The sequence below is a fragment of the Micromonospora sp. NPDC047134 genome (genome assembly GCF_040643455.1).
Lineage (GTDB): Bacteria > Actinomycetota > Actinomycetes > Mycobacteriales > Micromonosporaceae > Micromonospora.
Map to the genome: position 1 here is coordinate 1 of NZ_JBEYUI010000044.1, position 22,954 is coordinate 22,954.

29 protein-coding genes and 2 pseudogenes are annotated in these 22,954 nt (G+C 69.3%); 18 read left to right on the forward strand and 13 right to left on the reverse strand.

Annotation, left to right across the window (positions count from 1 at the left end; all coding sequences use genetic code 11):
* Positions 1-75: 75 nt before the first annotated feature.
* Positions 76-210, reverse strand: coding sequence for a hypothetical protein (locus ABZ795_RS28120; protein ID WP_357532547.1), 135 nt, complete (start codon positions 208-210; stop codon positions 76-78).
* 161 nt (positions 211-371) lie between these two features.
* A pseudogene (locus tag ABZ795_RS28125) lies at positions 372-761 on the reverse strand (tyrosine-type recombinase/integrase); the annotation flags it as partial.
* A gap of 192 nt (positions 762-953) precedes the next feature.
* On the opposite strand from ABZ795_RS28125, the gene ABZ795_RS28130 reads away from it, so the two are divergent.
* Positions 954-1,313 (forward strand): hypothetical protein, encoded by a 360-nt coding sequence (locus ABZ795_RS28130; protein ID WP_357532548.1) that lies wholly within the window; start codon positions 954-956, stop codon positions 1,311-1,313.
* A 72-nt stretch (positions 1,314-1,385) separates the two neighbouring features.
* Positions 1,386-1,973, forward strand: a complete 588-nt coding sequence (locus ABZ795_RS28135) for a hypothetical protein (RefSeq protein ID WP_357532549.1) — start codon at positions 1,386-1,388, stop codon at positions 1,971-1,973.
* Between the two features lie 135 nt (positions 1,974-2,108).
* Here the strand turns inward: ABZ795_RS28135 and ABZ795_RS28140 are convergent, their stop codons facing one another.
* Complete coding sequence (locus tag ABZ795_RS28140) at positions 2,109-2,579, reverse strand: hypothetical protein (RefSeq protein ID WP_357532550.1); 471 nt, start codon at positions 2,577-2,579, stop codon at positions 2,109-2,111.
* A gap of 83 nt (positions 2,580-2,662) precedes the next feature.
* On the opposite strand from ABZ795_RS28140, the gene ABZ795_RS28145 reads away from it, so the two are divergent.
* Together ABZ795_RS28145 and ABZ795_RS28150 are read left to right on the forward strand one after the other, a co-directional pair.
* Positions 2,663-2,977: a hypothetical protein gene (locus ABZ795_RS28145; RefSeq protein WP_357532551.1), complete on the forward strand. Its 315-nt coding sequence runs from the start codon at positions 2,663-2,665 to the stop codon at positions 2,975-2,977.
* Positions 2,974-3,378 (forward strand): hypothetical protein, encoded by a 405-nt coding sequence (locus ABZ795_RS28150; protein WP_357532552.1) that lies wholly within the window; start codon positions 2,974-2,976, stop codon positions 3,376-3,378. Before ABZ795_RS28145 ends, ABZ795_RS28150 begins: the two co-directional genes overlap by 4 nt.
* A 279-nt stretch (positions 3,379-3,657) precedes the next feature.
* Here the strand turns inward: ABZ795_RS28150 and ABZ795_RS28155 are convergent, their stop codons facing one another.
* The 3 genes from ABZ795_RS28155 to ABZ795_RS28165 form a co-directional block, all read right to left on the reverse strand.
* Positions 3,658-4,086, reverse strand: coding sequence for a hypothetical protein (locus tag ABZ795_RS28155; RefSeq protein WP_357532553.1), 429 nt, complete (start codon positions 4,084-4,086; stop codon positions 3,658-3,660).
* A gap of 167 nt (positions 4,087-4,253) precedes the next feature.
* Positions 4,254-4,538: a helix-turn-helix domain-containing protein gene (locus tag ABZ795_RS28160; protein ID WP_357532554.1), complete on the reverse strand. Its 285-nt coding sequence runs from the start codon at positions 4,536-4,538 to the stop codon at positions 4,254-4,256.
* A gap of 27 nt (positions 4,539-4,565) precedes the next feature.
* Complete coding sequence (locus ABZ795_RS28165) at positions 4,566-4,937, reverse strand: type II toxin-antitoxin system RelE/ParE family toxin (RefSeq protein ID WP_357532555.1); 372 nt, start codon at positions 4,935-4,937, stop codon at positions 4,566-4,568.
* 256 nt (positions 4,938-5,193) lie between these two features.
* On the opposite strand from ABZ795_RS28165, the gene ABZ795_RS28170 reads away from it, so the two are divergent.
* From ABZ795_RS28170 to ABZ795_RS28180, 3 genes and pseudogenes are all read left to right on the forward strand, one after another.
* Positions 5,194-6,405 (forward strand): helix-turn-helix transcriptional regulator, encoded by a 1,212-nt coding sequence (locus ABZ795_RS28170; protein ID WP_357532556.1) that lies wholly within the window; start codon positions 5,194-5,196, stop codon positions 6,403-6,405.
* 197 nt (positions 6,406-6,602) lie between these two features.
* A pseudogene (locus ABZ795_RS28175) lies at positions 6,603-6,923 on the forward strand (hypothetical protein); the annotation flags it as partial.
* Between the two features lie 453 nt (positions 6,924-7,376).
* Complete coding sequence (locus tag ABZ795_RS28180) at positions 7,377-8,261, forward strand: LLM class flavin-dependent oxidoreductase (RefSeq protein WP_357532557.1); 885 nt, start codon at positions 7,377-7,379, stop codon at positions 8,259-8,261.
* Between the two features lie 12 nt (positions 8,262-8,273).
* Here ABZ795_RS28180 and ABZ795_RS28185 read toward each other — a convergent pair whose 3' ends face one another.
* Positions 8,274-8,705, reverse strand: a complete 432-nt coding sequence (locus ABZ795_RS28185) for an ASCH domain-containing protein (protein ID WP_357532558.1) — start codon at positions 8,703-8,705, stop codon at positions 8,274-8,276.
* Between the two features lie 109 nt (positions 8,706-8,814).
* Here ABZ795_RS28185 and ABZ795_RS28190 point away from each other — a divergent pair, with 109 nt between their 5' ends.
* The gene (locus ABZ795_RS28190; RefSeq protein ID WP_357532559.1) at positions 8,815-9,330 is read left to right on the forward strand and encodes an alpha/beta hydrolase; all 516 of its coding nucleotides are present in this window, start codon (positions 8,815-8,817) and stop codon (positions 9,328-9,330) included.
* 11 nt (positions 9,331-9,341) lie between these two features.
* Here ABZ795_RS28190 and ABZ795_RS28195 read toward each other — a convergent pair whose 3' ends face one another.
* Positions 9,342-9,884 carry a phosphoribosyltransferase gene (locus ABZ795_RS28195; protein WP_357532560.1) on the reverse strand — a complete coding sequence of 181 codons (543 nt, stop codon included), beginning with the start codon at positions 9,882-9,884 and terminating at the stop codon, positions 9,342-9,344.
* Between the two features lie 180 nt (positions 9,885-10,064).
* Here ABZ795_RS28195 and ABZ795_RS28200 point away from each other — a divergent pair, with 180 nt between their 5' ends.
* The 4 genes from ABZ795_RS28200 (at position 10,065) to ABZ795_RS28215 (ending at position 14,432) form a co-directional block, all read left to right on the forward strand.
* Positions 10,065-10,715, forward strand: a complete 651-nt coding sequence (locus ABZ795_RS28200) for a septal ring lytic transglycosylase RlpA family protein (RefSeq protein WP_357532561.1) — start codon at positions 10,065-10,067, stop codon at positions 10,713-10,715.
* A 100-nt stretch (positions 10,716-10,815) separates the two neighbouring features.
* The gene (locus tag ABZ795_RS28205) at positions 10,816-11,943 is read left to right on the forward strand and encodes a PP2C family protein-serine/threonine phosphatase (RefSeq protein WP_357532562.1); all 1,128 of its coding nucleotides are present in this window, start codon (positions 10,816-10,818) and stop codon (positions 11,941-11,943) included.
* A gap of 115 nt (positions 11,944-12,058) precedes the next feature.
* Positions 12,059-13,915: an acyl-CoA dehydrogenase gene (locus ABZ795_RS28210; RefSeq protein ID WP_357532563.1), complete on the forward strand. Its 1,857-nt coding sequence runs from the start codon at positions 12,059-12,061 to the stop codon at positions 13,913-13,915.
* A 247-nt stretch (positions 13,916-14,162) separates the two neighbouring features.
* Positions 14,163-14,432, forward strand: a complete 270-nt coding sequence (locus ABZ795_RS28215; RefSeq protein WP_250792029.1) for a DUF6458 family protein — start codon at positions 14,163-14,165, stop codon at positions 14,430-14,432.
* A gap of 65 nt (positions 14,433-14,497) precedes the next feature.
* Here ABZ795_RS28215 and ABZ795_RS28220 read toward each other — a convergent pair whose 3' ends face one another.
* Complete coding sequence (locus ABZ795_RS28220; protein WP_357532564.1) at positions 14,498-15,037, reverse strand: histidine phosphatase family protein; 540 nt, start codon at positions 15,035-15,037, stop codon at positions 14,498-14,500.
* 115 nt (positions 15,038-15,152) lie between these two features.
* Between ABZ795_RS28220 and ABZ795_RS28225 the strand changes: the two genes are divergently transcribed.
* Entirely contained in the window at positions 15,153-15,437 is a 285-nt protein-coding gene (locus ABZ795_RS28225; protein WP_357532565.1) for a DUF6458 family protein, read from the forward strand.
* 55 nt (positions 15,438-15,492) lie between these two features.
* Here the strand turns inward: ABZ795_RS28225 and ABZ795_RS28230 are convergent, their stop codons facing one another.
* Positions 15,493-16,170 carry a hemolysin III family protein gene (locus ABZ795_RS28230; RefSeq protein WP_357532566.1) on the reverse strand — a complete coding sequence of 226 codons (678 nt, stop codon included), beginning with the start codon at positions 16,168-16,170 and terminating at the stop codon, positions 15,493-15,495.
* 109 nt (positions 16,171-16,279) lie between these two features.
* Between ABZ795_RS28230 and ABZ795_RS28235 the strand changes: the two genes are divergently transcribed.
* The 3 genes from ABZ795_RS28235 to ABZ795_RS28245 are packed head-to-tail and all read left to right on the forward strand — an operon-like array spanning position 16,280 to position 18,508.
* Positions 16,280-16,930, forward strand: coding sequence for an allophanate hydrolase subunit 1 (locus tag ABZ795_RS28235; RefSeq protein WP_357532567.1), 651 nt, complete (start codon positions 16,280-16,282; stop codon positions 16,928-16,930).
* Positions 16,927-17,775, forward strand: a complete 849-nt coding sequence (locus tag ABZ795_RS28240; RefSeq protein ID WP_357532568.1) for a biotin-dependent carboxyltransferase family protein — start codon at positions 16,927-16,929, stop codon at positions 17,773-17,775. Before ABZ795_RS28235 ends, ABZ795_RS28240 begins: the two co-directional genes overlap by 4 nt.
* A complete protein-coding gene (locus tag ABZ795_RS28245) occupies positions 17,759-18,508 on the forward strand; it encodes a 5-oxoprolinase subunit PxpA (RefSeq protein ID WP_357532569.1) in 750 nt (249 codons plus the stop codon). The genes ABZ795_RS28240 and ABZ795_RS28245 overlap by 17 nt, the downstream gene beginning before the upstream one ends.
* Before the next feature lie 52 nt (positions 18,509-18,560).
* On the opposite strand, the gene ABZ795_RS28250 is transcribed toward ABZ795_RS28245, so the two are convergent.
* The 3 genes from ABZ795_RS28250 to ABZ795_RS28260 form a co-directional block, all read right to left on the reverse strand.
* Positions 18,561-20,405, reverse strand: a complete 1,845-nt coding sequence (locus ABZ795_RS28250; protein WP_357532570.1) for an NHL domain-containing thioredoxin family protein — start codon at positions 20,403-20,405, stop codon at positions 18,561-18,563.
* Between the two features lie 263 nt (positions 20,406-20,668).
* Entirely contained in the window at positions 20,669-21,019 is a 351-nt protein-coding gene (locus tag ABZ795_RS28255; RefSeq protein WP_357532571.1) for a hypothetical protein, read from the reverse strand.
* Between the two features lie 237 nt (positions 21,020-21,256).
* Positions 21,257-21,478: a hypothetical protein gene (locus tag ABZ795_RS28260; RefSeq protein ID WP_357532572.1), complete on the reverse strand. Its 222-nt coding sequence runs from the start codon at positions 21,476-21,478 to the stop codon at positions 21,257-21,259.
* A gap of 143 nt (positions 21,479-21,621) precedes the next feature.
* Here ABZ795_RS28260 and ABZ795_RS28265 point away from each other — a divergent pair, with 143 nt between their 5' ends.
* Positions 21,622-22,503, forward strand: a complete 882-nt coding sequence (locus ABZ795_RS28265) for a helix-turn-helix transcriptional regulator (protein ID WP_327023422.1) — start codon at positions 21,622-21,624, stop codon at positions 22,501-22,503.
* The gene (locus tag ABZ795_RS28270; protein WP_357532573.1) at positions 22,500-22,697 is read left to right on the forward strand and encodes a DUF397 domain-containing protein; all 198 of its coding nucleotides are present in this window, start codon (positions 22,500-22,502) and stop codon (positions 22,695-22,697) included. The genes ABZ795_RS28265 and ABZ795_RS28270 overlap by 4 nt, the downstream gene beginning before the upstream one ends.
* Positions 22,698-22,954: the final 257 nt, after the last annotated feature.

Below are 22,954 nucleotides of genomic sequence, written 5' to 3' on the forward strand. Positions count from 1 at the left end.
ACGCTCACGCAGCTCATCGTTGTACTTCTTCGGTGCGGGCATCGCTGATGTTCCTCCCAGATTTCGATGTCTCCATCAAACCCGGTGCGGGACAAACACCGGCGGTATCGCTGTAGTGATCGACAAGCCTGCCGTGGTTTTGCCAGCGATCCAGCCGATGTCGCGGGCCGTACCGATCCGCCAGCTTCGCCCGTCCTTGGTGACGTCCATGGACCCATCATGATGGGATCGACCTTGGTCTTGCAGGGTCTCGCGTCCTCGGGCGCGAGGCCCGGTTCCGGTTCGGTCGACATGCCTGCTCCACTCCTCGGCACCCGCCGGGCGCGCCAAGGTCGGTATTCACGAGGCCGGTCTGTAGGCCACCACTTCGACTACGCGCACATGGGTCGAGGGAAGCACTTGTCGAGGCTGGCGCGCAGCATTGCCTGCAACGCCTGGGCGATGGCCTGATCCGCTTCCGAGGTGGCGTGCTGGTAGATCAGCGCGGCGCGGGTCGAGTCGTGACCCATCCGGGCCATGAGATCACGGGTGCTCGCGCCGGTCTGGGCGGCGAGGGTGGTCCCGGTATGCCGCAGGTCATGGAAGTGCAGATCGGGTTGCCCGATGCGCGCAACCGCCGCCTTCCACCCGATGAGCTTGTTGAAGTTGCCCCGCCAGATCGGCTGGCCGGTCTCCGTCGTGAACACGAACGCTTCCGGGTTGTCGTCCACCTCAGCCGCCATGTGCTTCCGAAGCGCATCGACCACGATCGGCGGGAGGCTTACCGTGCGGCGGCCGGCGCGGGACTTCGGCGGAGATCCGCCAAGCCCCTGAACGCTCTACTCCTGCTGCCGTCGGCAGAGCAGGTAAGTCCGAGGCAGGTCAAGTTCTCTGTTGTCACGTGACTCAGTGCCTGGTCGAAGCCAACGGCCAGTGCCCTCGTGGACCGGTCGAACGACGCCTACCATGAGCCGATGATCGAGCAAAGTCAGCGACGCGTTCCTGTGCCGGTCGCCGCCGTCTCCGTGATTCTGCTCGTGGCGACCGCGCTCTCGGCGTCGATGATTATTGCGAGTGGGGCATCCATCGCCATCGGGTTGATAGGGGTGCTTATTCTCCTGGCGTTGGCTAACGGCCTGTGGCGTGGTAGCGGGCGGGCCCGATTTTGGACAACCGTTATCTCGACCGCCAGCGTTGTGTACGGCGTCGTCGCGATCACCACGGCTGATGCTCTAGGGCTGCTGCAGATCGTTGGTGGATCAGCCATCGTTGGCCTGTTGCTGGTGCCCGCACCGTCTCGGAGGTGGTTTCACGACTTGCCGGCGGAGGAGTAGTGCCGACCTTCAGTGGAGCGTGCTACGTGCCCGACCCCTGCCGTCAGGCCGGCTGCGTGGTAGGACAACGGGATGCTTTCGGACTACCAACATCAGTTGCGGGCGAAGTTTCTGTCCGCCCCGGTCGTGGCGCCACCCGAGCCGTGGCGGTACCTCGACCAGACGCGGCGCTGTATACCGGTGGGCGGGCTGCAAGGGGTCGGCTTCGGTGTTCATCCGGAGACCGGCGTCGACCTGCTGATGGTCGTCTCGATGGACGGCCTCGGCCTGATCGACGCGACAACGGGTGCGAGGGTCGCGCGGGATCGTCACCCTGACCCCGATGACGCGTCACCGTCCGGGCCGGACCTGGCCTGTACGGGCATCGGCGTGCTGGCGGGCACCCGAGTACGCATCGCCGGGTTGTTCGGCGGCGGTCTGCACGCCACGACCGACGATGGCTGGACCATCGACGTGGTGGCGCCCGAGTGGCCGAACCATCGCGTCCTGCTGTCCGGCGATGGTGGTGTCTGTAACGGCCCGCCGGGCATCACCTGGTGGCACATCTTCCATGCCGACTACTCAGAACTGCGCGCCGCCGGCTTCTCCCCGTCCGGCCGTACCCTGGTGATCGCGACCAGCAGCGACGTGACACTCATCGTCCGCCCCGAGTCCGCCTGACCGCAGATCCGTCGATGAGCAGCTACCGAGGGCGGCTCTTCCGATGAACGCATAGGCAGGGGCTGCTCCGGCAGCGTGGCCCCGAGCGCCACCGCCCGTTCCTCCGTTACGCATACACCCTCATCGCGGCAACTGTCAGGGGGATGGGCGAAGGCTGGCGGCCGCCGCCCCGCGAACTGCTTGTTCGTACTGGTTCCGACGGAACACGAATGGGCCGAAGCCCCCGTAGTCGCGCTGGGGCCGGTAGGGCTGGGAGAAGCCGCGCCAGATCACCGATTCCTCAGTAACGATCACCTGAGCTTCCAGGGGCCAGCAGCCGACCTCGCCGCAGTCGCAACCGAGTAGGGCGATCACGTCTTTTCCGCGGTAGGCGGAGTCCGATCGTCCGGTGAGGTAGGCATCCAGGTCGCCGAAGTTGAAGTGATCGAGAACGATCCCGGCATATGCTCCGGGCACATCGTGACCGGCCGCGTGCTCGAAGTCCGAGACCAGGTCCACCAGGCTCACATTGTCGACGTACGGCAATAACTCGCGTGCCGGGTCGGGAGCCTGGCCCCACGGACCGATCTCGAAGCGAACCGTGCGAATCAGCGGCTGAATTGGCACAAGGCCCAAGTCTGCCGTACAGCCGCACTGTGGCCGGGTGTTGCGGGGCGCCAGGACGGTGCTACCGGAGTACGCTGATCGGTATGACCACGGTGAAAAAGCTGTCGATCTCCGTACCTCAGGATGTGGCTGAGACGTTGGAGCAGCAGGGCCCGGGCAAGGCGAGCGCCTACGTGACCGGGGCCGTGCGTGCCCAGAGGGCGTGGGAGCAGTTCCGTGACGAGCAGGCTCGCCGTGGAGTGACGGTGACCTCGGAGGGCATGGCCGCCGCCCGCGCCCGCCGGTACACGGTGCAGGCCGAGTGGCCTGCGGAGCGATTCGCGGCGGTCCGCGAGCGGGCCCGCCAGCACATGGAGCAGGAGCAGGCCGGCGGGGACCAGTCGGCGTCGGCCGCGTGACCCCCGAGGACGAACTGCCCCCGGTCACTCTCGTGCTGGACCGCTCGGCGCTGCTGGGGTACGTAGCGGGGTCGATCCACGCCGTAGAGCCAGTAGGCGAGGTCATCACCGACCGGCAGCGCTTCGGCGTCACCGCCGTCACCGTGGCCGAGGCCTTGAAGCTGGTGGCCGATTCGAAGGACCGGAAGGACCTCCACACACTGCTGGCGATGGATGCCTGCGCGGTGCTGCCCACCTGGGGCGAGGACTGGTTGGAGCTGTCGTACTGGCTGGGAATGACCAGTCGGGTCGACCTGGCCACGACGGTGCTGGCGTCGCTGGAGCACGGGGCGCAGATTCTGACCGGGGAGGGTCACCGCTACGGCGAGGGCCTGCCGATCAGCAACATGCCGAATCAGTGACCGGGTAGCTGGCTCGCGGCTGATCCGTGAGGGGGCGGAAGAGGCTTGGGGCTGGGTGTGTGGGCGCTGTCGAGCTGAATCGGTGGTGCTATCAGGCGGCAGCGCCATCGCGGCGGCCATGACCGGCGAACCAGGCGGACGCCGAGCCCGTACCCGCCACATCAGCGGCAGGTGACCCGTTTGAGCCCTCAGCTCGACAGCGCTCTGTGCACCCACTCCACCCGGCCTCGGTCATCTGGTGCCGATCGCCGAGGAGGAATCGCCGATGAGGAGTTGCCCTCAGTCGAGCCACCACGCATGCAAGTCGGCACCAGCCGGAACGAAACGGAGCACGGTAACCACCACCCCGCCCACGATCCCGACCAGCAGGAGGACCCGAGACCACCGTGGCAGTTCGTGCCGCTTCCACGCCAGCAGCGCCGCCGAGTAGAGCGCCAGCAGCGGGCTGGCCAAGCCGCCGAGATAGAGCAGCGAGGTGATTCCGTACAGCCACAGGAAAGGGTTCCACCCGTGCATTCCGAACGGGATCAGGTCCTTCGGGTCGTACGCCCCGGTCTGCATCTCTGCTGGGCCCACCTCGGCGGCGGCCATCCGGCCGAGCCAGAGGGCTGCGACGATGGCGAAGGCGACGATCAGCGCCAGCTGGGCGGCGGCGACGGTGCGCAGAAGCGGCGGGCGGCCCGTAGCAGCATCGGCCATGCTCGACATGTCGCCAGCGTAGATCGTCGAACCGTGCACGGGCGATAAGCAAGTGTTATCGGGGCCACGTGAAGTCGCCAACTAACGAGACGATCAGATGGACGGCCGGATCGAGCTGTACTTGCCAGCGCCGGTCGCTCCGGACTGCACCGCGCCGTGAATCGGCGCCGAGCGCTTCAGGCTGCGTCGCGGTATGGCCGGAAGGCGATGTCGAGTTCCGCGTCGAGTGCCGCCGCGAGTCTGGCCAGCAGCGGTACGGTGGGTGTGGCGCCGCCTGATTCCAGGCGTGACAGCTGGGGTTGCGTCATCCCGGCGCGCTCGGCGAGTTCGCCCTGTGTAAGCCCCAGTTCGGTGCGACGGTCGTGGACCATCTGTCCGAGCAGGAGCGCTGCCCGTGCCTCCTCGTAGGCGGAGTTGTGCTGCTCGGCACCGGTGCGTTCCCAGCGAGAGTGACGTTTCATCATGTCCTTCCGCCTTTCGGTTGTGCTTTATTGCCATTTCCGCTCGAAGACTTCGGTTGCTGGTGCGTGTTCCTCGTGCCCCAGCTCGCATGTCTGCTGGGCGGTGATGGCCCTCATGACCTCGGCGCGTTCAACCTGGCGGGACTTGCGGAACACGGTCAGCAGTACCACCCGGGTCTGGGGCGCGAGCCAGTAGCTGATGCGGACGGCTGACCTGTCCAGGTGAAACCGCAGCTCGCGTGTTTTGCCGCCGAGATGGCGTGAGTAGGGCTCGCCGAGCGTCTCGGCGCGCTCAGCGAGGATGTCCGCCATCGCTTCGACCTTGGCGTACTCCGTGAGTCGCAAGGTTTCGAGCCAGTCCCGCACCTCTGGTTCCAACTCGATGACGTAGCGCCTCATTCTCCAGACAGTATACCTTTCTCGGTATGTCCCAAAGCGGTGTCTCAGCGAGTGCATGAACCCAACCGAGGGCGGGCCGATGCTGACGTCGGAGGTGTTCAGGGCCAGCGCGGGGATAAGCGTCCAGCCGTACGAGCGAGGGAGTAGGCAGCCGCTGGCGTGTGAGGGCTTCGGGGTGGCTTGCGGGTCGGTAGCGTTGGTGTGATTGCGGCCGATGGGTCGGTGGTCTTCGCCGCGTTACGCGAGGAGGTTCCGGGTGGATTCCTTGCCGGAGTTGACGTTCGGGCAGCGGCTGAAGGTCTACCGGGAGCGGTCCGGGAAGACTCGTGCGGTGCTCGGTGGCCTGGTGGGGCGTAGCGCCGAGTGGGTCAAGGCGGTGGAGACCGATCGGATTCTGCCGCCGCGCATTCACATGCTGGATCGGATCGCGCGTGCCCTGAAGATCGACGTGTCGGTGTTGGCCGTGGAACTGGGTGACCGGTCTGCGACGGTCAACGGGCCGGAGCATCCGGCGCTGGCGTCGGTTCGGGACGCCGTGAACCGCATCCCGCTTACCGGTGACACTCCGGCGGAGTCGTTGGCTGGTCTGAGGGAGCGGCTTGCGGTGGCGTGGCGGGCGCGGCATCAGGCGTCGGATCACCGTACGGTGCTGGGCGGGTTGTTGCCGGGGTTGCTGCGCGACGGGCAGCGGGCCGTGTTGGCGTACGAGGGTGAGCAGCGGCGGCAGGCGCAGGCCCTGCTGGCGGAGACGCTCGGGCTGGCGCAGATGTACATCGCGTACCAGCCCGCTGCCGAACTGCTCTGGCGGGTGGCGGATCGGGCGATGGTGGCGGCGCAGGAGTCCGGTGATCCGGAGGCGATCGCCCGTGCGGGGTGGTTCCTGTGTCAGGTGCATCGGGACGCCGGAGACTGGGACACCGCGATGGCGGTGACCCTGGACGTGCTGTCGGCGCTGGAGTCGCGGGCGACCGACGGGAGCACGAACCTGCTGGCCTTGTGGGGTGCGCTGAACTTCGAAGCCGCGTACACCGCTGCTCGTGCCGGTGAGGAAGGGCGGGCCTGGCGGTACTGGGACCGTGCGGACCAGGTGGCACAGCGCCTGCCGAAAACCTTCTACCAGCCGCAGACGTCGTTCTCCCAGGTCATCATGGGCGCTCATGCGGTGACCGTGGCGGTGGAGCTGCAGCAGCCGGGCGAGGCGGTGCGGCAGGCCCGCCGTCATGATGCGGCGGCGATTCCGTCGAGGCCGCGTCGGGCACGCCATCTCATCGAGGTCGCGCGGGCGCACTACGGCAAGGACGACAAGGAGGCGACCGTGGCGACGCTGCGAAAGGCGTACGAGTCGGCTCCGGAGACGATCCGGTTCAACGGGTACGCCCGCCAGATCACCCTGGACCTGCTCGACGGGCCGCGTTCCATCCGAGACGACGCCCGCGACCTCGCGGTCAAGGTCGGGCTCGTGCCGTGATCCAGGGGTAGGAACCTTACCCATTCCGCCTCGCCACCGGCCGTAGCTTTCCGCTCACGGGATGCGGCGGGCGGTGCGATCAACGCCTGGCCGCCGCGTCCCCCGCAATCAGAGGGTGGCGGTAACAGCGCCCTCGTGATCGGCGAGGGAGGTTACGTGCGGCGCGTCTCGTACGACGAGTATCTCTCCGCTACGGCGTTGACGTTCGCGCGGCGGCATCGGCCGGTGTGGTCCTGGCAGCACTGGCGGCGGATTTGCCGCTGCGGAGCCGAGCTGCCATGCCGTGCCCGGCACCGGATTCCGATCAACCGTGGTCACTGGCCGCAGGAGGGTGAGCAGTGACCGGCGGACCGGAGCGGGCGATTCTCGCCGTACACGTTCGTGGGCTCGATGGCATGTGTGCGGGTTGCCGGGTGTGGTGGGCGCGGCTGGTGCCGTACCCGTGCTGGCAGGTGGACTGGGCGACCAGTCGGCAGGCCCGCGCGAGCGTGGCCCGGTTCCTGGAGGGTGTGCGGTGAGCACCCACGGCCCGGTGTTGCCGATCTGGAGCTGTGGTGGCTGTGACCTGCCGTGGCCGTGCCCGACGCGGCGGCGTGAGCTACGGGCGGAGTATGCCGGTGCGCCGGTGTCGCTGGCCCTCTACCTCGGTGTCTGTCTTGTCCAGGCCGCCGAGGACCTGCCCTGGGCACCTGCTGGCGCACTGCACCGACGGTTCATCGGCTGGGCCAGGCAACCGCCAGAAGGGCAGCAACCGGGCCGACAGGCCGGAACGAGATGAGCATTGGCTCCGTTGATCACCGGACCCCGTAGGTGGCCGATGGTCGATACGCTGCGGCCGTGGGTGCGATCAAGCCGTGGCAACTGTTCATTCTCAGCCTGTGCTGCCTGGTGCCGCTCGCCGCGGTGGCGGTAGCCGGCTTCTGGGTTTCGCGACGGGACCGCAAGTAGGGGTCGCCCCTCGCCGTACTCTGGTGATCATGCGGATTGGCATCGTGATTCTGCCCGACCAACGCTGGTCGGTGGCCCGGCACCGCTGGCAGCAGGCCGACGAGTGGGGTTTCGACCACGCCTGGACGTACGACCATCTGGGCTGGCGGGATCTGGTGGACGGGCCCTGGTTCGACTCGATGGCCACGCTGACCGCCGCCGCGACGGTGACCTCCCGGATCCGGCTCGGGACCCTGGTGGCCTCGCCCAACTTTCGGCATCCGGCCGCCTTCGCCCGGCAGGTGACGGCGCTCGACGACGTCTCCGAGGGGCGGGTGCTGCTCGGGATCGGTGCGGGCGGCATCGGCTTCGACTCGGCGGTGCTCGGTGGCGAGACCCTGCCGCCACGGCAGCGGGTGGACCGGTTCGGGGAGTTCACCGAGCTGCTCGACGGGATCCTGCGCAACGACGGTACGACCTGGCGCGGCGACTGGTTCGCGGCGGTCGACGCCCGCAACAACCCCGGGTGCGTGCAGCAGCCTCGGGTGCCGTTCGTGGTCGCTGCGAACGGGCCGCGTTCGATGCGGCTGGCCGCCCGGTATGGCCAGGGTTGGGTGACCATCGGTGTCGGCGGCGACGACCTCGACGCCTGGTGGGCGGGGGTGGCCGAGACGGTGGCCCGGTTCGACTCGGTGCTGGCGGCGCAGGGGCGTGACCCGGCCGATCTGGACCGCTACCTCTCCTTGGACGCAGCCCCGGTCTTCTCGTTGAGCAGCGCCCAGTTCTTCGCCGACCAGGTCGGGCGGGCGGCCGAGTTGGGCTTCACCGATGTGATCACCCACTGGCCCCGGGAGAGCAGCTGGTACGCCGGTGACGAGGCGGTCCTGGCGGAGGTCGCCACCGGCCTGCTGCCGCAGTTGCGCGGCTGAGGACGCCGGGGGTCAGGTGCTCAGGTCGCCGGTGGCGATGCCGCCCTCCCCGGCGCTGACCAGACGGAAACGGATGCAGACGATCTGGGTGTCGTCGGTGACCGGGGTGCCGACGCGGGCCCAGTAGGCGGCGTGACCGGCCCGCCACTCCTCGATCGAACGGTCGCCCTCGCCCTCGGCGCGGGCGAAGTCCCAGGGCACCTCGGCGAAGCGGCACATCTGCACATCGGTCACCTGGACGACGCCCACCAGCGCGTCGTGGTCGTCGACCAGGACCAGCCGCTCGCCGACCTGTTCCAGTTCCTCGCCGTCCGTGGCGTACTCGTCGAGCAGGCCGGCGGTCGCGGTCTTCACCCCGTTCAACACCAGGGTGTTGAGGCTGGTTCGCAGCTCACCGGGGGTGCCGAGAGCTAGGGTGCGCAGTCCGCCGATCCGTGGCCACATCCTGCCGAGGTTACCGCCCGACCGGCCGGTCGGGCGGGGGTGTCGCTTCGGCCGTGCCGATGCGGCTGCTTCGACGGTACGGTCGACATCCGATACGAAGGAGATGGCCATGGCGGACCGACGTGCGGTGCTCATTCCGGGCCGTGGCTACGACACCCGGTACCCACTCTTTCTCTACCTGGGTGAGGCGCTTCGGCGGGCCGGTTTCGGGCTGCACGGGATCTCCTGGCAGGTGCCGGAGGACTTCGACGTGGACACCATCGGCAGGTGGGTGTGCGACCAGGTGTCCCCGGCCCTGAACGAACGCACGGACCTGCTGGTCGGGAAGTCGCTCGGCACCCTGGCCGCGCCGTTGGCGGCGGCGCGGGGGTTGCCCGCCGTCTGGCTCACCCCGCTGCTGCACCGGGGCGAGCTGATCGACGCGCTGCGCCGGGCCACCGCCCCGTTCATCCTGGTCGGGGGTACGGCCGACCCCTCCTGGGACGGCGCGACCGCCCGGCGGCTGACTCCGCACGTGTTGGAGATCCCGGCGGCCGATCACGCGTTGATGGTGCCGGGGCCGCTGGCCCACTCCGCCGAGGCCCTGGGCCGGGTCTGCACGGTCGTCGAGGGCTTCGTCCGCTGAGCAGAGCCGCTTCACCCCGGCAGGGTGGTGAGGGTGTGGATGCGCAGGGCGATGGCTACGGACGGGGGGCAGTCGGCCACCACGGCGGAGGTGCCCAGGGGTTCCGCGCCCAGGGTGGTGCAGATGTCGTAGAGGGCCTGCACCTGGGCCCCGGTTGCCACCCAGTCGTCCACCACCAGCACCCGGTCGCCTCCGCTCAGGTGCCGGCTCGGCACCGCCAGGTCGACCCGTCGGCCACGGAAGTCGGGTGGGCTCTGCGCCCAGGTCAGCGGCCCGGCCGGTAGCCGTCCGTCGCCCGGCTTGTGGGCCGGTACGAAACCGACACCCAGGGCGGTGGCGGCCAGCGGGCCGAGCAGGAACCCGGTGACCGCCGGGGCGAGGACCACGGTGGGGCGGGCGGCCCGGAAGGGTGCTACCAGGGCGGGGCCCAGTTCGGCGAGGACCTGGGGGTCTCGCCACCAGCCGGAGACGTCGCTGACCAGGTGACTTGCCTCCGGGCCCGGATCGACCCAGCGGAACAACTCGACGAGACGCTGGCTGAGCTCGGCGGACATCCTTCTATCCTGCGCCGTGGTCGCCTGGGGCGGCGGGCCGCCCGGCCGATCGCGGGTCGGATGATCGGCTTCAGGTATCGCCGCAATTCCGGCCATACCACCATGATCACGTTGACTTCCGAAGTGCTTCTCTCGTTATGGTCCGACCCGATTTGCTCTGCTGAGGAAAGGACCGGGCCGGTGACAGCCAAGCACCCCCGTACCCGCAGGATCACCGCGCCGGCCGGTATCGCGGCCAGCGCGGTGGTGGCCGTCGCCCTCGCTGTCGGCGGCACTGTCGGCGCCGTCCGGTTGACCGCCGGCTCCGAGCCGGTCGCGATCGACCTCCCGCCGACACCGGCCGCCTCGGCGGTGGCGAGCGGCTCGCCGAGTCCCAGCGCCAGCGCCAGCGCCTCGCCGACGGTGACCGCCAGCCCGACCCCGAGCCGTACCGCGCAGGCACCCTCGCGGAGCAAGCCGCGTACCCCCAAGGCGACCCCCACCGCGAAGCCGACCCCCACCGCGAAGCCGACCCCCACGGCGAAGAAGACCACCGCCCAGCCGGTGGTGGAGACGGGATCGTGCGGCGCGTCGTTCTACTGGCAGGGGCAGATGACGGCCAACGGCGAGACCTTCAACCCGGCGGAACTGACCGCCGCGCACAAGACCCTGCCGTTCAACTCCAAGGTCCGGGTGACCAATCCGGCCAACGGCAAGTCGGTCACCGTCCGGATCAACGACCGTGGTCCCTTCATCGCCGGTCGATGCCTGGACCTGTCCCGGGCGGCCTTCGGCCAGATAGCATCGCTCGATCTGGGACACATCGAAGTCCGGTACGAGGTGCTCGGCTGAGCCGGTGCCGGGCGGCGATCGGCTCTGAGCCGCGATCCTGGTGGCCAGATCCTGCTCGTACGAGGGGCCAGGTTCGTGCTTTCGGTCATATCCATCAGGCATGCTGTCGGACGTACGCACTCGACTCCTCCAGCCGGGCACTAGCCCGCTGAGCCCCGGATCCCGCGCCGGCCTCGGCGCGGCCCTCGTTCTGCTCGCGATCGTCTCCACCTTGGAGCTGGCCGACGGCCGCGCAGCGAACTATGTCGCCCTGATGGTGGCCGCACCCTTCCTGGCCGCCGCGTTGGCCTCCTGGCGGGTGGTGCTCGGGGTGGGTGCGGTGGCCGCCCTGCTCGGGGCAGGCTTCGCCCTGGCCGAGCGGATGATGTCGCTGTCGGCCGCAGTGGGGGTGGCCGGCATCGTGGTGGGCACCGGCATCGCCGCCGCGGTGGCCTCCGTGCGGGAGCGGCAGGACAAGCAGATCGCGGAGTTGTCCAAGCTGGCGATGGTCGCCCAGCAGGCGGTGCTGCGTCCCCTGGGCCCCCGGGTGGGCACCCTGTCGGTCGCGGGGCGCTACATCTCCTCCACCGCCCGGGCGGAAATCGGCGGGGACCTGTACGAGGCGATCGACACCCCGTACGGCGTACGCATGATCATCGGAGACGTACGCGGTAAGGGGCTGGAGGCGGTCCGGCTGGCCAGCATCGTGCTGGGCTCGTACCGCCATGTGGCCTACGAGCGGGCCGACCTGCGGGCCGTGGTGGCGGACCTGGACCGCGCGGTGGCCCGCAATGTCGGCGACGAGGATTTCGTCACCGCCGCCCTGGTGGAGGAGCGTGGCGGCACCCTGACCATCGTCAACTGCGGGCACCCCGCTCCGCTGTTGTTGCGCGGTGGTGCGGTGATCCCGCTGGAGCCTCCCGCCCCCGCCCCGCCGTTGGGGTTCATGCCGGTGGTCCGTCCCCGGGTGGAGCGGCTGGAGCCGGGCGACCGGCTGCTGCTGTTCACCGACGGCCTGGGCGAGGCCCGCCGGGACGGCGAGTTCTTCCCGACTGCGGACCGAGCCTGGCGGCTGCTCGGGCACGGGACGGTCGCCGACGGCCTGGCGTCCCTGGAGACCGCACTCAAGGAGTGGGTGCACGGTCGCCTCGACGACGACATCGCGCTGGTGTTGATGGAGTACACGGGCACTTCCAGCGGGGTGACCGCGGTCGTGCCGAGCTGGGAGGTCGGTGCGGCCGAGAGCTGACCGAACGGGTGTGTAATTGCCGTCACTTCGGCGAGCGACTTGTCGCTGTCTACCCGCGAGTAATACAGTCGGGGTTACTGATCGGTAACACCTGTCCGGAAGCGGGGCCAGCGGCATGACCCACTACAAGAGCAACCTTCGGGACCTCGAGTTCAACCTGTTCGAGGTGTTCGGGGCGGACCGGGCGTTCGGCCAGGAGCCGTACACCGAACTCGACGTCGACACGGCGCGCACCTTCCTCGCCGAGATGGACCGCCTGGCCCGTGAGGATCTGGCCGCCAGCTACACCGACAGCGACCGCAACCCACCGGTCTTCGACCCGGCCACCCACACCGTGCCGCTGCCGGAGTCGTTCAAGAAGTCGTACCAGGCGTTCATGGACTCCGAGTTCTGGCGGCTGGACCTCCCCGCGGAGCTGGACGGCAGCAACGCCCCCCGGATGCTGTGGTGGGCCCTCGCCGAGCTGGTGCTCGGCTCGAACGCCCCGATCTGGATGTACGCCTCCGGCCCGTCCTTCGCGCACGTACTGCGCGTCGAGGGCACCGAGCGGCAGAAGAAGTGGGCCAAGCTCTTCGTCGACAAGCAGTGGGGCTCGACGATGGTGCTCACCGAGCCGGACGCCGGCTCGGACGTGGGCGCCGGTCGGGCCCGGGCCATCCCGCAGCCGGACGGCTCGTGGCACATCGAGGGCGTGAAGCGCTTCATCACCTCCGGTGAGCACGACCTGAGCGACAACATCGTCCACTACGTGCTGGCCCGCCCGGTCGGCGTGGAGGGGGTGGGTGGCCCCGGCACCAAGGGCCTGTCGCTGTTCGTCGTGCCGAAGTACCACTTCGACGAGGAGACCGGCGAGCTGGGCGAGCGCAACGGCGTCTACGCCACCAACGTCGAGCACAAGATGGGCCTGAAGGTCTCCAACACCTGCGAGCTGACCTTCGGCGAGCACGGCGTGCCGGCCAAGGGTTGGCTGATGGGCGACAAGCACGACGGCATCCGGCAGATGTTCATGATCATCGAGTACGCCCGGATGCTGGTCGGCACCAAGGCGATCGCCACCCTCTCCACCGGCTACCTGAACGCCCTGGAGTACGCCAAGAACCGGGTGCAGGGCGCCGACCTGCTCCAGTCGACGGACAAGACCGCCCCCCGGGTGACCATCACCCACCACCCCGACGTACGCCGCTCGCTGCTGCTGCAGAAGTCGTACGCCGAGGGTCTGCGGGCCCTGGTCTGCTACACCGCCTCCTGGCAGGACAAGGTCGCCATCGCCGAGGCGGCCGGTGACGAGAAGGCCACCAAGCTGGCCAAGCGGGTCAACGACCTGCTGCTGCCCCTGGTCAAGGGGGTCGGCTCGGAGCGGGCGTACGAGCTGCTCGGGCACGAGTCCCTGCAGACCTTCGGTGGCTCCGGCTTCCTCCAGGACTACCCTCTGGAGCAGTACGTCCGGGACGCCAAGATCGACACCCTGTACGAGGGCACCACGGCGATCCAGAGCCTCGACCTGATCTTCCGGAAGATCGTCCGGGACAACGGCAAGGCTCTGATGGCGGTGGCCGCCGAGATCCAGGAGTTCATCACCACCGAGGGCGGCAACGGCCAGCTCAAGCAGGAGCGCCAGGCGCTCGGCAAGGCACTCGCCGAGATCCAGACCATCCTCGGCGTGATGACCGGCTGGCTGGGCGAGGCGCAGGGTGGGGACACCCGCGCCCTCTACAAGGTCGGGCTGGCCAGCCGGCGGTTCCTGCTGGCGATCGGCGACCTGGTGGTCGGCTGGCTGCTCCAGAAGCAGGCGGACGTGGCGCTGAAGGCGCTGGCCGGGGAGGTCTCGGCGGCGGACAAGGCGTTCTACACCGGCAAGGTGGCCGCGGCCCGGTTCTTCTCCCGGGAGGTGCTGCCGCGCATCGGCGCCGACCGGCGGATCATCGAGGGCACCGACCTGGACATCATGGACCTCCCGGAGGAGGTCTTCTGACCTGCGGGTAACGGCTCCAGACGGCCGGTGGGCGTACTGCCCGCCGGCCGTCGGCGTTCCCGTACCGGTCCGTTCGCCCCTTCGGCACCGGACCCGGTCACCCCATACCGTTCGTCTGATTCGCCCCCCCCCCCGGTGGGCGGGGGTGTTCGCCCGGCGCGTCGCGGGTAACCCCGGTCCGGACGGGTAACCGTCGCGAGCCAGTCAACGTACGCCCAGAGCAACCGCACGGGGGAGTGCCGCGCACATGGGCATTGGTAGTGGGATCTTCCTGATCGCCATCGGTGCGATCCTTACCTTCGCCATCCGGGCAAATGTCTGGTGGATCGACCTGCGCGCGGTCGGTTGGGTGTTCATCCTGGCCGGCCTGGGCGTCCTGCTCACCACACTCTGGTTCTGGCAGGACCGCCGCAAGCGGGCCAGGACGCTGATCGTGGAGGAGAACCGGCTGTCTCATCCGACCGCGATGATGCCGCCACCTCCCGATCCGCCGCCACCCACCGCGCCACCGAGCTGAGGTGACCGAGGCGCTGAGTCAGCGGAGCCGACCATCCGGCCCGCTGACTCAGCGCCTTCGTGTGCTCAGCCTCGGGCGGTGTGCCGGGCGCCGATCGCGGTCGTACCCGGTGCCAGGTCCGCCCAGGGCAGGGCGGTCCGGTGCACCACCAGGTCGCTGGTGCGCAACCCGTCCGGATCGGTGCCGTACGGGTCCAGCAACCCCGACAGCAGGGAGATGCCCGGGTTGTGGGCGATCAGCAGCACCGTGCCGGCCCCTGGATCGACTCCGCGTACCAGCCTCAGCAGGTCCAGCGGGTGTGCCTCGTACGCCTCCGGTTCGTAACGGACCGCCGGCACCGGACCGGTCGGGCCGCCCTCCGCGGGCGACCCGGTCAGGCCGGTCTGCACCCCGTGCCAGGTCTGCCGGGTCCGCAGCGCCGCCGAGCAGAGCACCACCTCCGGCAGCAGCCCGTGCCGGGCCAGCCAGGCCCCGGCCGCAGCGGCGTCGGCCCGTCCCCGGGCGGACAGCGGGCGTTGCGCGTCCCGTCCGTCCTCGGTGGGTGGTTCCGCCTTGGCATGTCGTAGCAGCACCAGAGTGCGATCCTGCGCCGGGGCGTCCCTCATGCCCCCAGCTTGCCCGATTGGCGATCTCCGTGCCGGGGTAAGTCAGGCATGCCGCAACCTCATCGATGGCCGCGGCGAAGTGGAATGCCAGCTTCGATAGCCGAGGAGACGAGAGATGGGCATCGGTGGCAGTATCTTCCTGATCGCGCTCGGCGCGATCTTCGCGTTCGCCGTGGAGGCGGATCTCGGCTGGCTCAACCTCAGCGTCGTCGGCTGGGTGCTGATGCTCACCGGGGTTGCCGGCCTGCTCGTGACCCTCTACTTCTGGAACTCGCGCCGCCGGACCGTGGTCGCCCCGGTCCGTCAGGAGCGGGTGGTCGCCGACCGGGCCGTCCCGGTCCAGGAGGACCGGGTGGTGCAGGAGTACCGCGAGGTGCGTCGACCCGGTCCCACGGTCTGATCCAGGTACCCGAGGGGTTGGTGGGCTCGCCCGCCAACCCCCTCGGCGTACCCGGTCAGGCGAAGAGGGCGAAGTAGATGGCGATGTGGTGGCAGATCGCCGCCACCAGGGTGCAGGCGTGGAAGAACTCGTGATGCCCGAAGACCGTGGGCCACGGGTTCGGCCTGCGCAGGGCGTAGAAGACGGCCCCCACGGTGTAGATCAGCCCGCCGACGCTGAGCAGCACCAGCGCGGTGACCCCGCCCTGGTGCAGGATGTCCGGCAGGATCGCCACCGCCGCCCAGCCCAGGGCCAGGTAGAGCGGAGCGGAGACCCACCGCGAGACGTGCGGCCAGACCATCTTGAGGGCCACTCCGGCCAGCGCGCCGCCCCAGACCACCGCCAGCATGGTCACGGTGGCGCGGTTGTCGAGCAGCAGCAGACAGAACGGTGTGTAGGTGCCGGCGATGAACAGGAAGATCATCGAGTGGTCCATCCGGCGCATCACCGCAAAGCCGCGCTTGGACCACACCCGACGGTGGTAGAGCGCGCTGGTGCCGAAGAGGCCGCAGACGGTGAGGCTGTAGACGGCGCAGCTGATCAGGGGTGTCCAGCCGGGTCTGGCGGCGGCGATCGAGCAGAGCACGATGCCACAGACCACGGCGACGAAGAACGCGTACGTGTGCAGCCAGCCGCGCATCCGGGGTTTCCCGATGTCGACCGGCCGGAGCCGGGACGGTGCTGAGGTGGTCACGACAATCAGGTTACGGCACCGTAGGTTACCTTCGGGTAGTGCGACCGGTCACGCCTCCTGCTGACAGGTCGAGACCGTCGGCGGGCCTGGGGTCGGCGAAGATGGCGGAATGCGGATCAGACCGGTGGGCAGGCACGCCCTGCTCCTCGACTTCACCGCACCCCCCGCCGGGAGCGACTCCACCGGCTCGGTGGATCCCGCCCTGGTGCAGCGGTGGCTAGCCGAACTGTGGCGCCGCCGGGAACAGGGTGAACTGGTGGCCACCGAGGTCGTCCCGGCGGCCACCACCGTGCTGCTCGACGGGGTGCCGGACCCGGCCGCCACGGCCGCTGACATCAGCACCTGGACCCCGGCACCGGAGGTAGCCACGGCAGCCGAGGCCGAACTGGTCGAGATACCGGTGACCTACGACGGGCCGGACCTGCCCCGGGTCGCCGCACACTGGCACACCGAGGTGCCCTCCGTGGTACGCCGCCTGAGCCGGACCGAGTTCCGGGTGGCGTTCTGCGGCTTCGCACCCGGATTCGGCTACCTGACCGGGCTTCCCCCCGAACTGGCCGTGCCCCGGCTGGCCACGCCCCGACCCCGGGTGCCGGCCGGTTCGGTGGCCCTGGCCGGCCCGTACGCCGGGATCTATCCCACCGCCTCGCCCGGCGGATGGCTGCTGGTGGGGCGTACCACGGTGTCCCTGTTCGATGTGCGCGCCGACCCGCCCGCCCGGCTCACTCCCGGGGCCCGGGTGCGCCTGGTGCCGACATGATCGAGGTGCTAGCCGCCGGTGCCCTGACCACCGTGCAGGACCTGGGCCGGCCCGGCTGGGCGCACCTGGGGGTCCCCCGGTCCGGCGCCCTGGACCCCCAGGCGTTGCGGCTGGCCAACCGGCTGGTCGGCAACCCGGAGGCGGCGGCCGGGCTGGAGATCACCATGACCGGCTGCGCGCTGCGCCCCACCCGGGCCACCACGGTCGCCGTCGTGGGGGCCGAGGTCGAGGTGCGGGTGGGCGAGCGGCCCGGCGACACCGGTCGCCCCCTGGCCGTACCCGCCGGGGCGGTACTGCGGATCGGCCCGGCCCGACGTGGCCTGCGCTGCTGGCTGGCGGTGGCCGGGGGCATCGCCGTGGACCCGGTGCTGGGCAGCCGGTCCACCGACACCCTGGCCGGACTCGGACCGGCACCCCTGCGCGACGGAGACCGGCTGCCGTTGGGTGACCCGATCGGTCCACCCGCCCCGGTAGACCTGACCCTGCCGGTGCCACTTCCCACGGAACTGCACCTCACCGCCCGACCCGGCCCGCGACACGACTGGTTCGACCCGGTGGCCCTGGACCGGCTGTACGGCTGCGCGTACACGGTGAGTCCGGTGAGCAACCGGGTGGGGGTCCGACTGACCGGCGCACCGCTGACCCGGGCGGTGTCCGGGGAACTGCCCAGCGAGGGAATCGTCCTCGGTGCGGTCCAGGTGCCGGCGGACGGCCAACCGTTGATCTTCCTCGCTGACCATCCCACCACGGGTGGATATCCCGTCATCGCCGTGGTGGACGAGGTGACCCCCCTCGCCCAGGCCCGACCAGGGACTACGGTCAGATTCCATGGACCTCAACGCTGATCTCGGTGAAGGCTTCGGTGTCTGGCAGCTCGGCGACGACGAGGCACTGCTGGACCTGGTCACCTCGGCGAATGTCGCCTGCGGTTTCCACGCCGGGGATCCGATGACAATGCGTCGGGTCTGCGCCGCCGCAGCCCAGCGCCAGGTCGCCATCGGTGCCCAGGTCGGCTACCGCGACCTGGCCGGATTCGGCCGCCGGCACATCGCCTACGAGTTCGCGGAACTGCGTGACGAGATCCTCTACCAACTAGGGGCCCTGGACGCCTTCTGCCGCCCGTACCGCACCCGGGTCCGCTACCTCAAGCCGCACGGCGCGCTCTACCACGCGGCGGCCCGGGACGAGACCCAGGCGGCGGCCGTGGTCGCCGCAGTCAACGACTACGAACCCGAACTGCCCGTGCTCTGCCTGCCGGGTTCGGTGCTGGCCCAACTGGCCCAGGGGGCGGGACTGCGGGTGGTGGCCGAGGGGTTCGCCGACCGCAACTACCTGCCCACCGGTCAACTGGTGCCGCGTACCTCGCCGGAGGCGCTGGTCACCGACCCGCACGAGGTGGCCCGCCGGGCCGTCCGGATGGCCACCGAAGGCACCGTGGTCGCCACCGACGGCAGCGTGGTCCCCTGCGTCGTCGACTCGATCTGCCTGCACGGCGACAGCCCCGGCGCGGTGACCGCCGCGAAACTCGTCCGCGCCGCCCTCGTCGACGCCGAGACCACCCCCACCGCCTTCAGCTGATGTGTAAGGAAGGGCACCTTATTAACGCCTGCGGTAGATAAGGGGTCCCTTCCTAACCACTCGTCGCGGCGTCCAGGCCACGGAGCACCAGGGGGAGACGGGTGGCGGCCTCGGCGGCCACCCGTACCGGTATGCCCCAGTCCTGCCGGGTCAGGTGGCAGGCGGCGTGCTCCACATCGGCGTCGCAGGTGGCCGCCTGGGCGGTCACCTGCAACACCCCCTCGGTCACCGAGTCGGAGAGCACCAGACGCCGGGACAGTTCGGTGTCGGTGCCGGCCCCCTCGACCAGCAGCTCCGGCGGGGAGGCGGAAACCACCAGCCGGGTGGAGGGGCCGTACGTCTCGTCCAGCTTCTGACCCGGCGCCGGAGTGAAGATCACGTCCAGCGTCACCTCGCCGGCCGCCAGGACAGTGGGCTTCCGTTCGGTGCGGAGCTGAGGACCCTCGACCGTGCTGGCACCCACCGCGGAGAGCGCACCCGGGGCCAGCCGGGTGATCCGGTGCCCGGCGGACTCCACGACAAGCACCGCACCTTCCGGGGTGAGCACCAGGTCGCTCGGCTCGGCCAGGTCGGTGGCGACGGTCGACACCTGCTCCGTGGCCGGGTCGTAGCGTCGTACCGCCCCGTTGTAGGTGTCGGCGATCAGCACCGAGCCGTCCGGCAGCGCGCAGACCCCCAGCGGATGCTGGAGCAGCGCCTGCTCGGCCGGCCCGTCCAGATGACCGAAGTCGAACAGGCCCTGGCCGACCGCCGTACCCATGACGCCGTCCTCGACGTACCGGAGGGCACTGGTTTCGCTGTCGGCCACCCAGAGCCGGGCGCCGTCGGCGGAGACGGCCAACCCGGAGGGCTGAGCCAGCCACGCCTGCTCCAGCGGCCCGTCGCGCAGCGCCTCCACGGTCGTGCCGGCGTACATCCCGGCGGTCCGCTTGATCGGATCGAACCACCACAACTGGTGAATGCCGGCCATGGCGATGATGACCTTGCCGTCGTACCAGGCCAGGTCCCAGGGGGAGGAGAGGTCGATGGAGAGGGCGTCGTGGGCGTGGTCGTCGACCGTGGAACGCCACTGGCGCCCGGTGCCGGCCACGGTGGTCACCTCACCGCTGCTCAGGCGCACCCCGCGCAGCAGGTGGTTGACCGTGTCGGCGACCACCAGGTCGTATCCGGCGACCTCGGCCGCGTGTTCCGGGAGCAGGCACAGCCCCTGGGGCTCGGAGAAGGTGGCGACCTCGGCCGTACCGTCGCCCCGACCCCGGCTGCCGGTGCCGATCGTGCGCAGCAGAGTCTCTCCGTCCGGGGCCAGCTCGACCAGCCGGTGCCGGGCCGAGTCCGACACCAGCAGGTTGCCCTCCGGGCTCACCACCATCTTGCCGGGGAAACGCAGGGTGCTCTGTGATGGCGCCGGGGGGACGTACGGGCCGTCGCCCCGGTGCAGGGTGCCCTTGGCCTCGTGGGTGGCGATCAGGTCGTCGATCAGCCGGGCCAACCCTTCGGCGTGACCCTCGCCGGCCATCGTGGCCACCACATAACCCTCCGGATCGATCACCGCGAGGGTCGGCCAGGCGCGGGCCGCGTACTGCTGCCACATGTCCAGGTCAGGATCATCGAGTACGGGATGGTGCACGCCGTACCGCTCGACGGCGGCGGCCAGGGCCTCCGGGTCCTTCTCGTGCTCGAACTTCGGCGAGTGCACCCCGATCACGACGAGGACGTCCGCGTACTTCTCCTCGAGCGGGCGCAGTTCGTCCAGTACGTGCAGGCAGTTGATGCAGCAGAAGGTCCAGAAGTCGGCAATGGTGATCTTGCCGCGGAGGTCGGCGAGGGTCAGTTCCCGCCCACCGGTGTTCAGCCAGCCCCGACCCCGCAACTCCGGCGCCCGTACGCGTGCACTCATGACCCCATCGTGCCGTACCGCCGGCCGGGGCCGGCCCGCTGGGCGTGATCCCGGGGTGATCGACTCCGTTACGCCGAAGTTGCGGTGTCCAAGCCGCCGGGATACCGCAATTCCGGCGTAACGGAGCCGATCATCAAGCTAGGCCACCGCACTCACGGCGGTGGCGGTGTCGCGTACGGAGTTGATGATCGTGACCAGGCGATCCACGTCAGCGGACGGGAAGAGCGCTTCCGGGTCCGGCGCGATTCGGTCGACCCTGCTCTTCAGCTCACCGGTTTTCCCCGCGCCTCGTCCCCATGACGCCGCTCAGGCTTGGCTTCACGGGGTATGCCTCCATCATGATCAACCTGCTTGGGCTTGCCGACCCGTTCCGCCCGGGGAGTGATCACGGTCAACCGACCGGGATCCTCGCAGGTCCACTGCCCGGTGCCGAACTCCGGTCGCAGCACCCAGATCGTCTTGTTGATGACGTCGGTGACGATGCCCGGCTTGGCGGCGTCCTCGTCGTGGACCAAGTCGCCGATCCAGGCTCGGGGCGCGTCGCCGGGAGGGGCGGGAAGCCGTCGGGTCGACTCCCGGTCGATGGGGCTCGCCTGCCTGGGCGGCTCCGGCATGATGATTACCTCCGGTCAGGATGTGGGGATGACTGGCACCTGTCGGGTGAGGTGAAGCAGGTCGTCGGCTTGAGGTCGGCTACCGCTGCCGGTATCGATGCCATGCGGCGAGCCGAGTCCGGGCGAGTTGAACCTCCGGACACCAGGCGCTTGCCGTGCAGTTTGGGCAGCGGTGATGCCGGTGGTATTCGAGGACGTACCAGGAGTGCTTGATCACCTGGGGTGATCGCCGCACGGTCATGACCAGTACCCGGCCCGGTACTCGCCCGCGAGGGTCAGCAACGGCCGCTCCGGCAGGTAGGTCACCCGTGCCACGCCTACGACGCGATATGCGCCTGCCCGCTCTGGATAGATGGTCGCCGGGCCTAAGCGGTCGAGCGGACTCGCGCGACGGCGCCTGAACGGCCAGAGCTTCCGCAGCAGGCCGAGGTGCGCCGGGTTCTTCACGTGCTTGGCCATCCGAACCTCCAGACGTAGTGGCTTCCATGCACAGAGTGACAAAGAGAATCCGACAGGTCTAGAGTTCCATGGAAATTTTCCATGGAACCAGAAGATTCGCCTGGCGATCCTTGATCTCGCAGATGGAGAGGAGAACACTGGCCGTGTTCACGACGCTGGAGGTAGACGTGGCGAGGGCAAGCGGCCCGACGATCGCGCGATGGCAGCTCGGCCGGGAGCTACACAGGCTCCGCGAGGCGGCTGGCGTGTCACATAAGGAGATCGCGGCAGAGCTCGGCTGCTCGGAATCCAAGGTCTACAAGATCGAATCCGGCGATGTCGGCGTCAGTCGGGCCGACGTGATCGTGATGCTGACGCGGTACGGGGTCGACGACGACCGCATCCGGCAGACGACGCTGGACCTCCAGCGCCAAGGCAAGGAGCGCGGCTGGTGGGCAAAGTTCGGCCAACTTCCGAACCCGTACAGCGTCTACATCGGACTGGAGTCCGCCGCTACGGCGGTGCGGAACTTCGAGCTGGCCGCCGTGCCGGGCCTACTTCAGACGGAGCGGTACGCCCGAGCCATCTTTGATCAACAGCGGATGACTGAGGCGACAGCCGAGCGAGAGAAGCGACTCCAGGTGCGGATGGCGCGACAGGCGTGCCTCACCGAGGAGCCACTGCTCAATCTCTGGACGATCATTGATGAAAGTGCACTCCACCGTGAGGTAGGCGGGCGTGAGGTGCTGCGGGAGCAACTCCTTCACCTGGTCGAGATGAGCAAGCGCGACAACATCGACATCCAGGTCCTGCCCTACAGCGAAGGAGCCCACCCGGGGATGCTCGGCTCGGTCGCCATCCTGGAGTTTCCGGAGGACGTGCACACCCCGGTCGCGTACGTCGAGAGCTTTGCTGGCGACGTGTATCTGGAGCGTGCCGAGGACATGCGCAGGGTTACCCTGGCGTATACACACCTGCACAGCTCGGCCCTCAGCTCAACGAAGTCCCGTCAGCTGATCGCCGAGGTGGCCAGGAGGCTGGCATAGCAGAAGGAGGGACGGCCGTGGAGCCGAAGTGGCGCAAGAGCAGCAAGAGCCAGAGCAACGGCCAGTGCGTCGAAGTGGCGGACCTCCGCAACGGAGTTGCCGTTCGGGACAGCAAGGACAAGGCCGGTCCCGCGTTGGCCTTCGACGCCCAGGGCTGGCGCACGTTCATCGACTCCCTCAAGAACGACCGGTAACAGGAATCGCAGCAGGCGGCATCCAGCCCAGCGCCGCTGCCCCGACTCGTTGTGGCAGTCCTGCTGTTCGACACGCCGGGCCGGGAGCAGCTGCACTGCCACGATCGGGCCGCCTCTGGACCACCGGAGTATGCGAAAGCGCCCGCCCCCTTGGGGCGGGCGCTTCTCGTGTTTTGACCGTTGTGTGGGCAGGGTGGTCTGGCGGTGTGGTGTGGGTGTGTTGGTGGTGGTGTGGTGAGGGTTGTTACTTGCCCTTG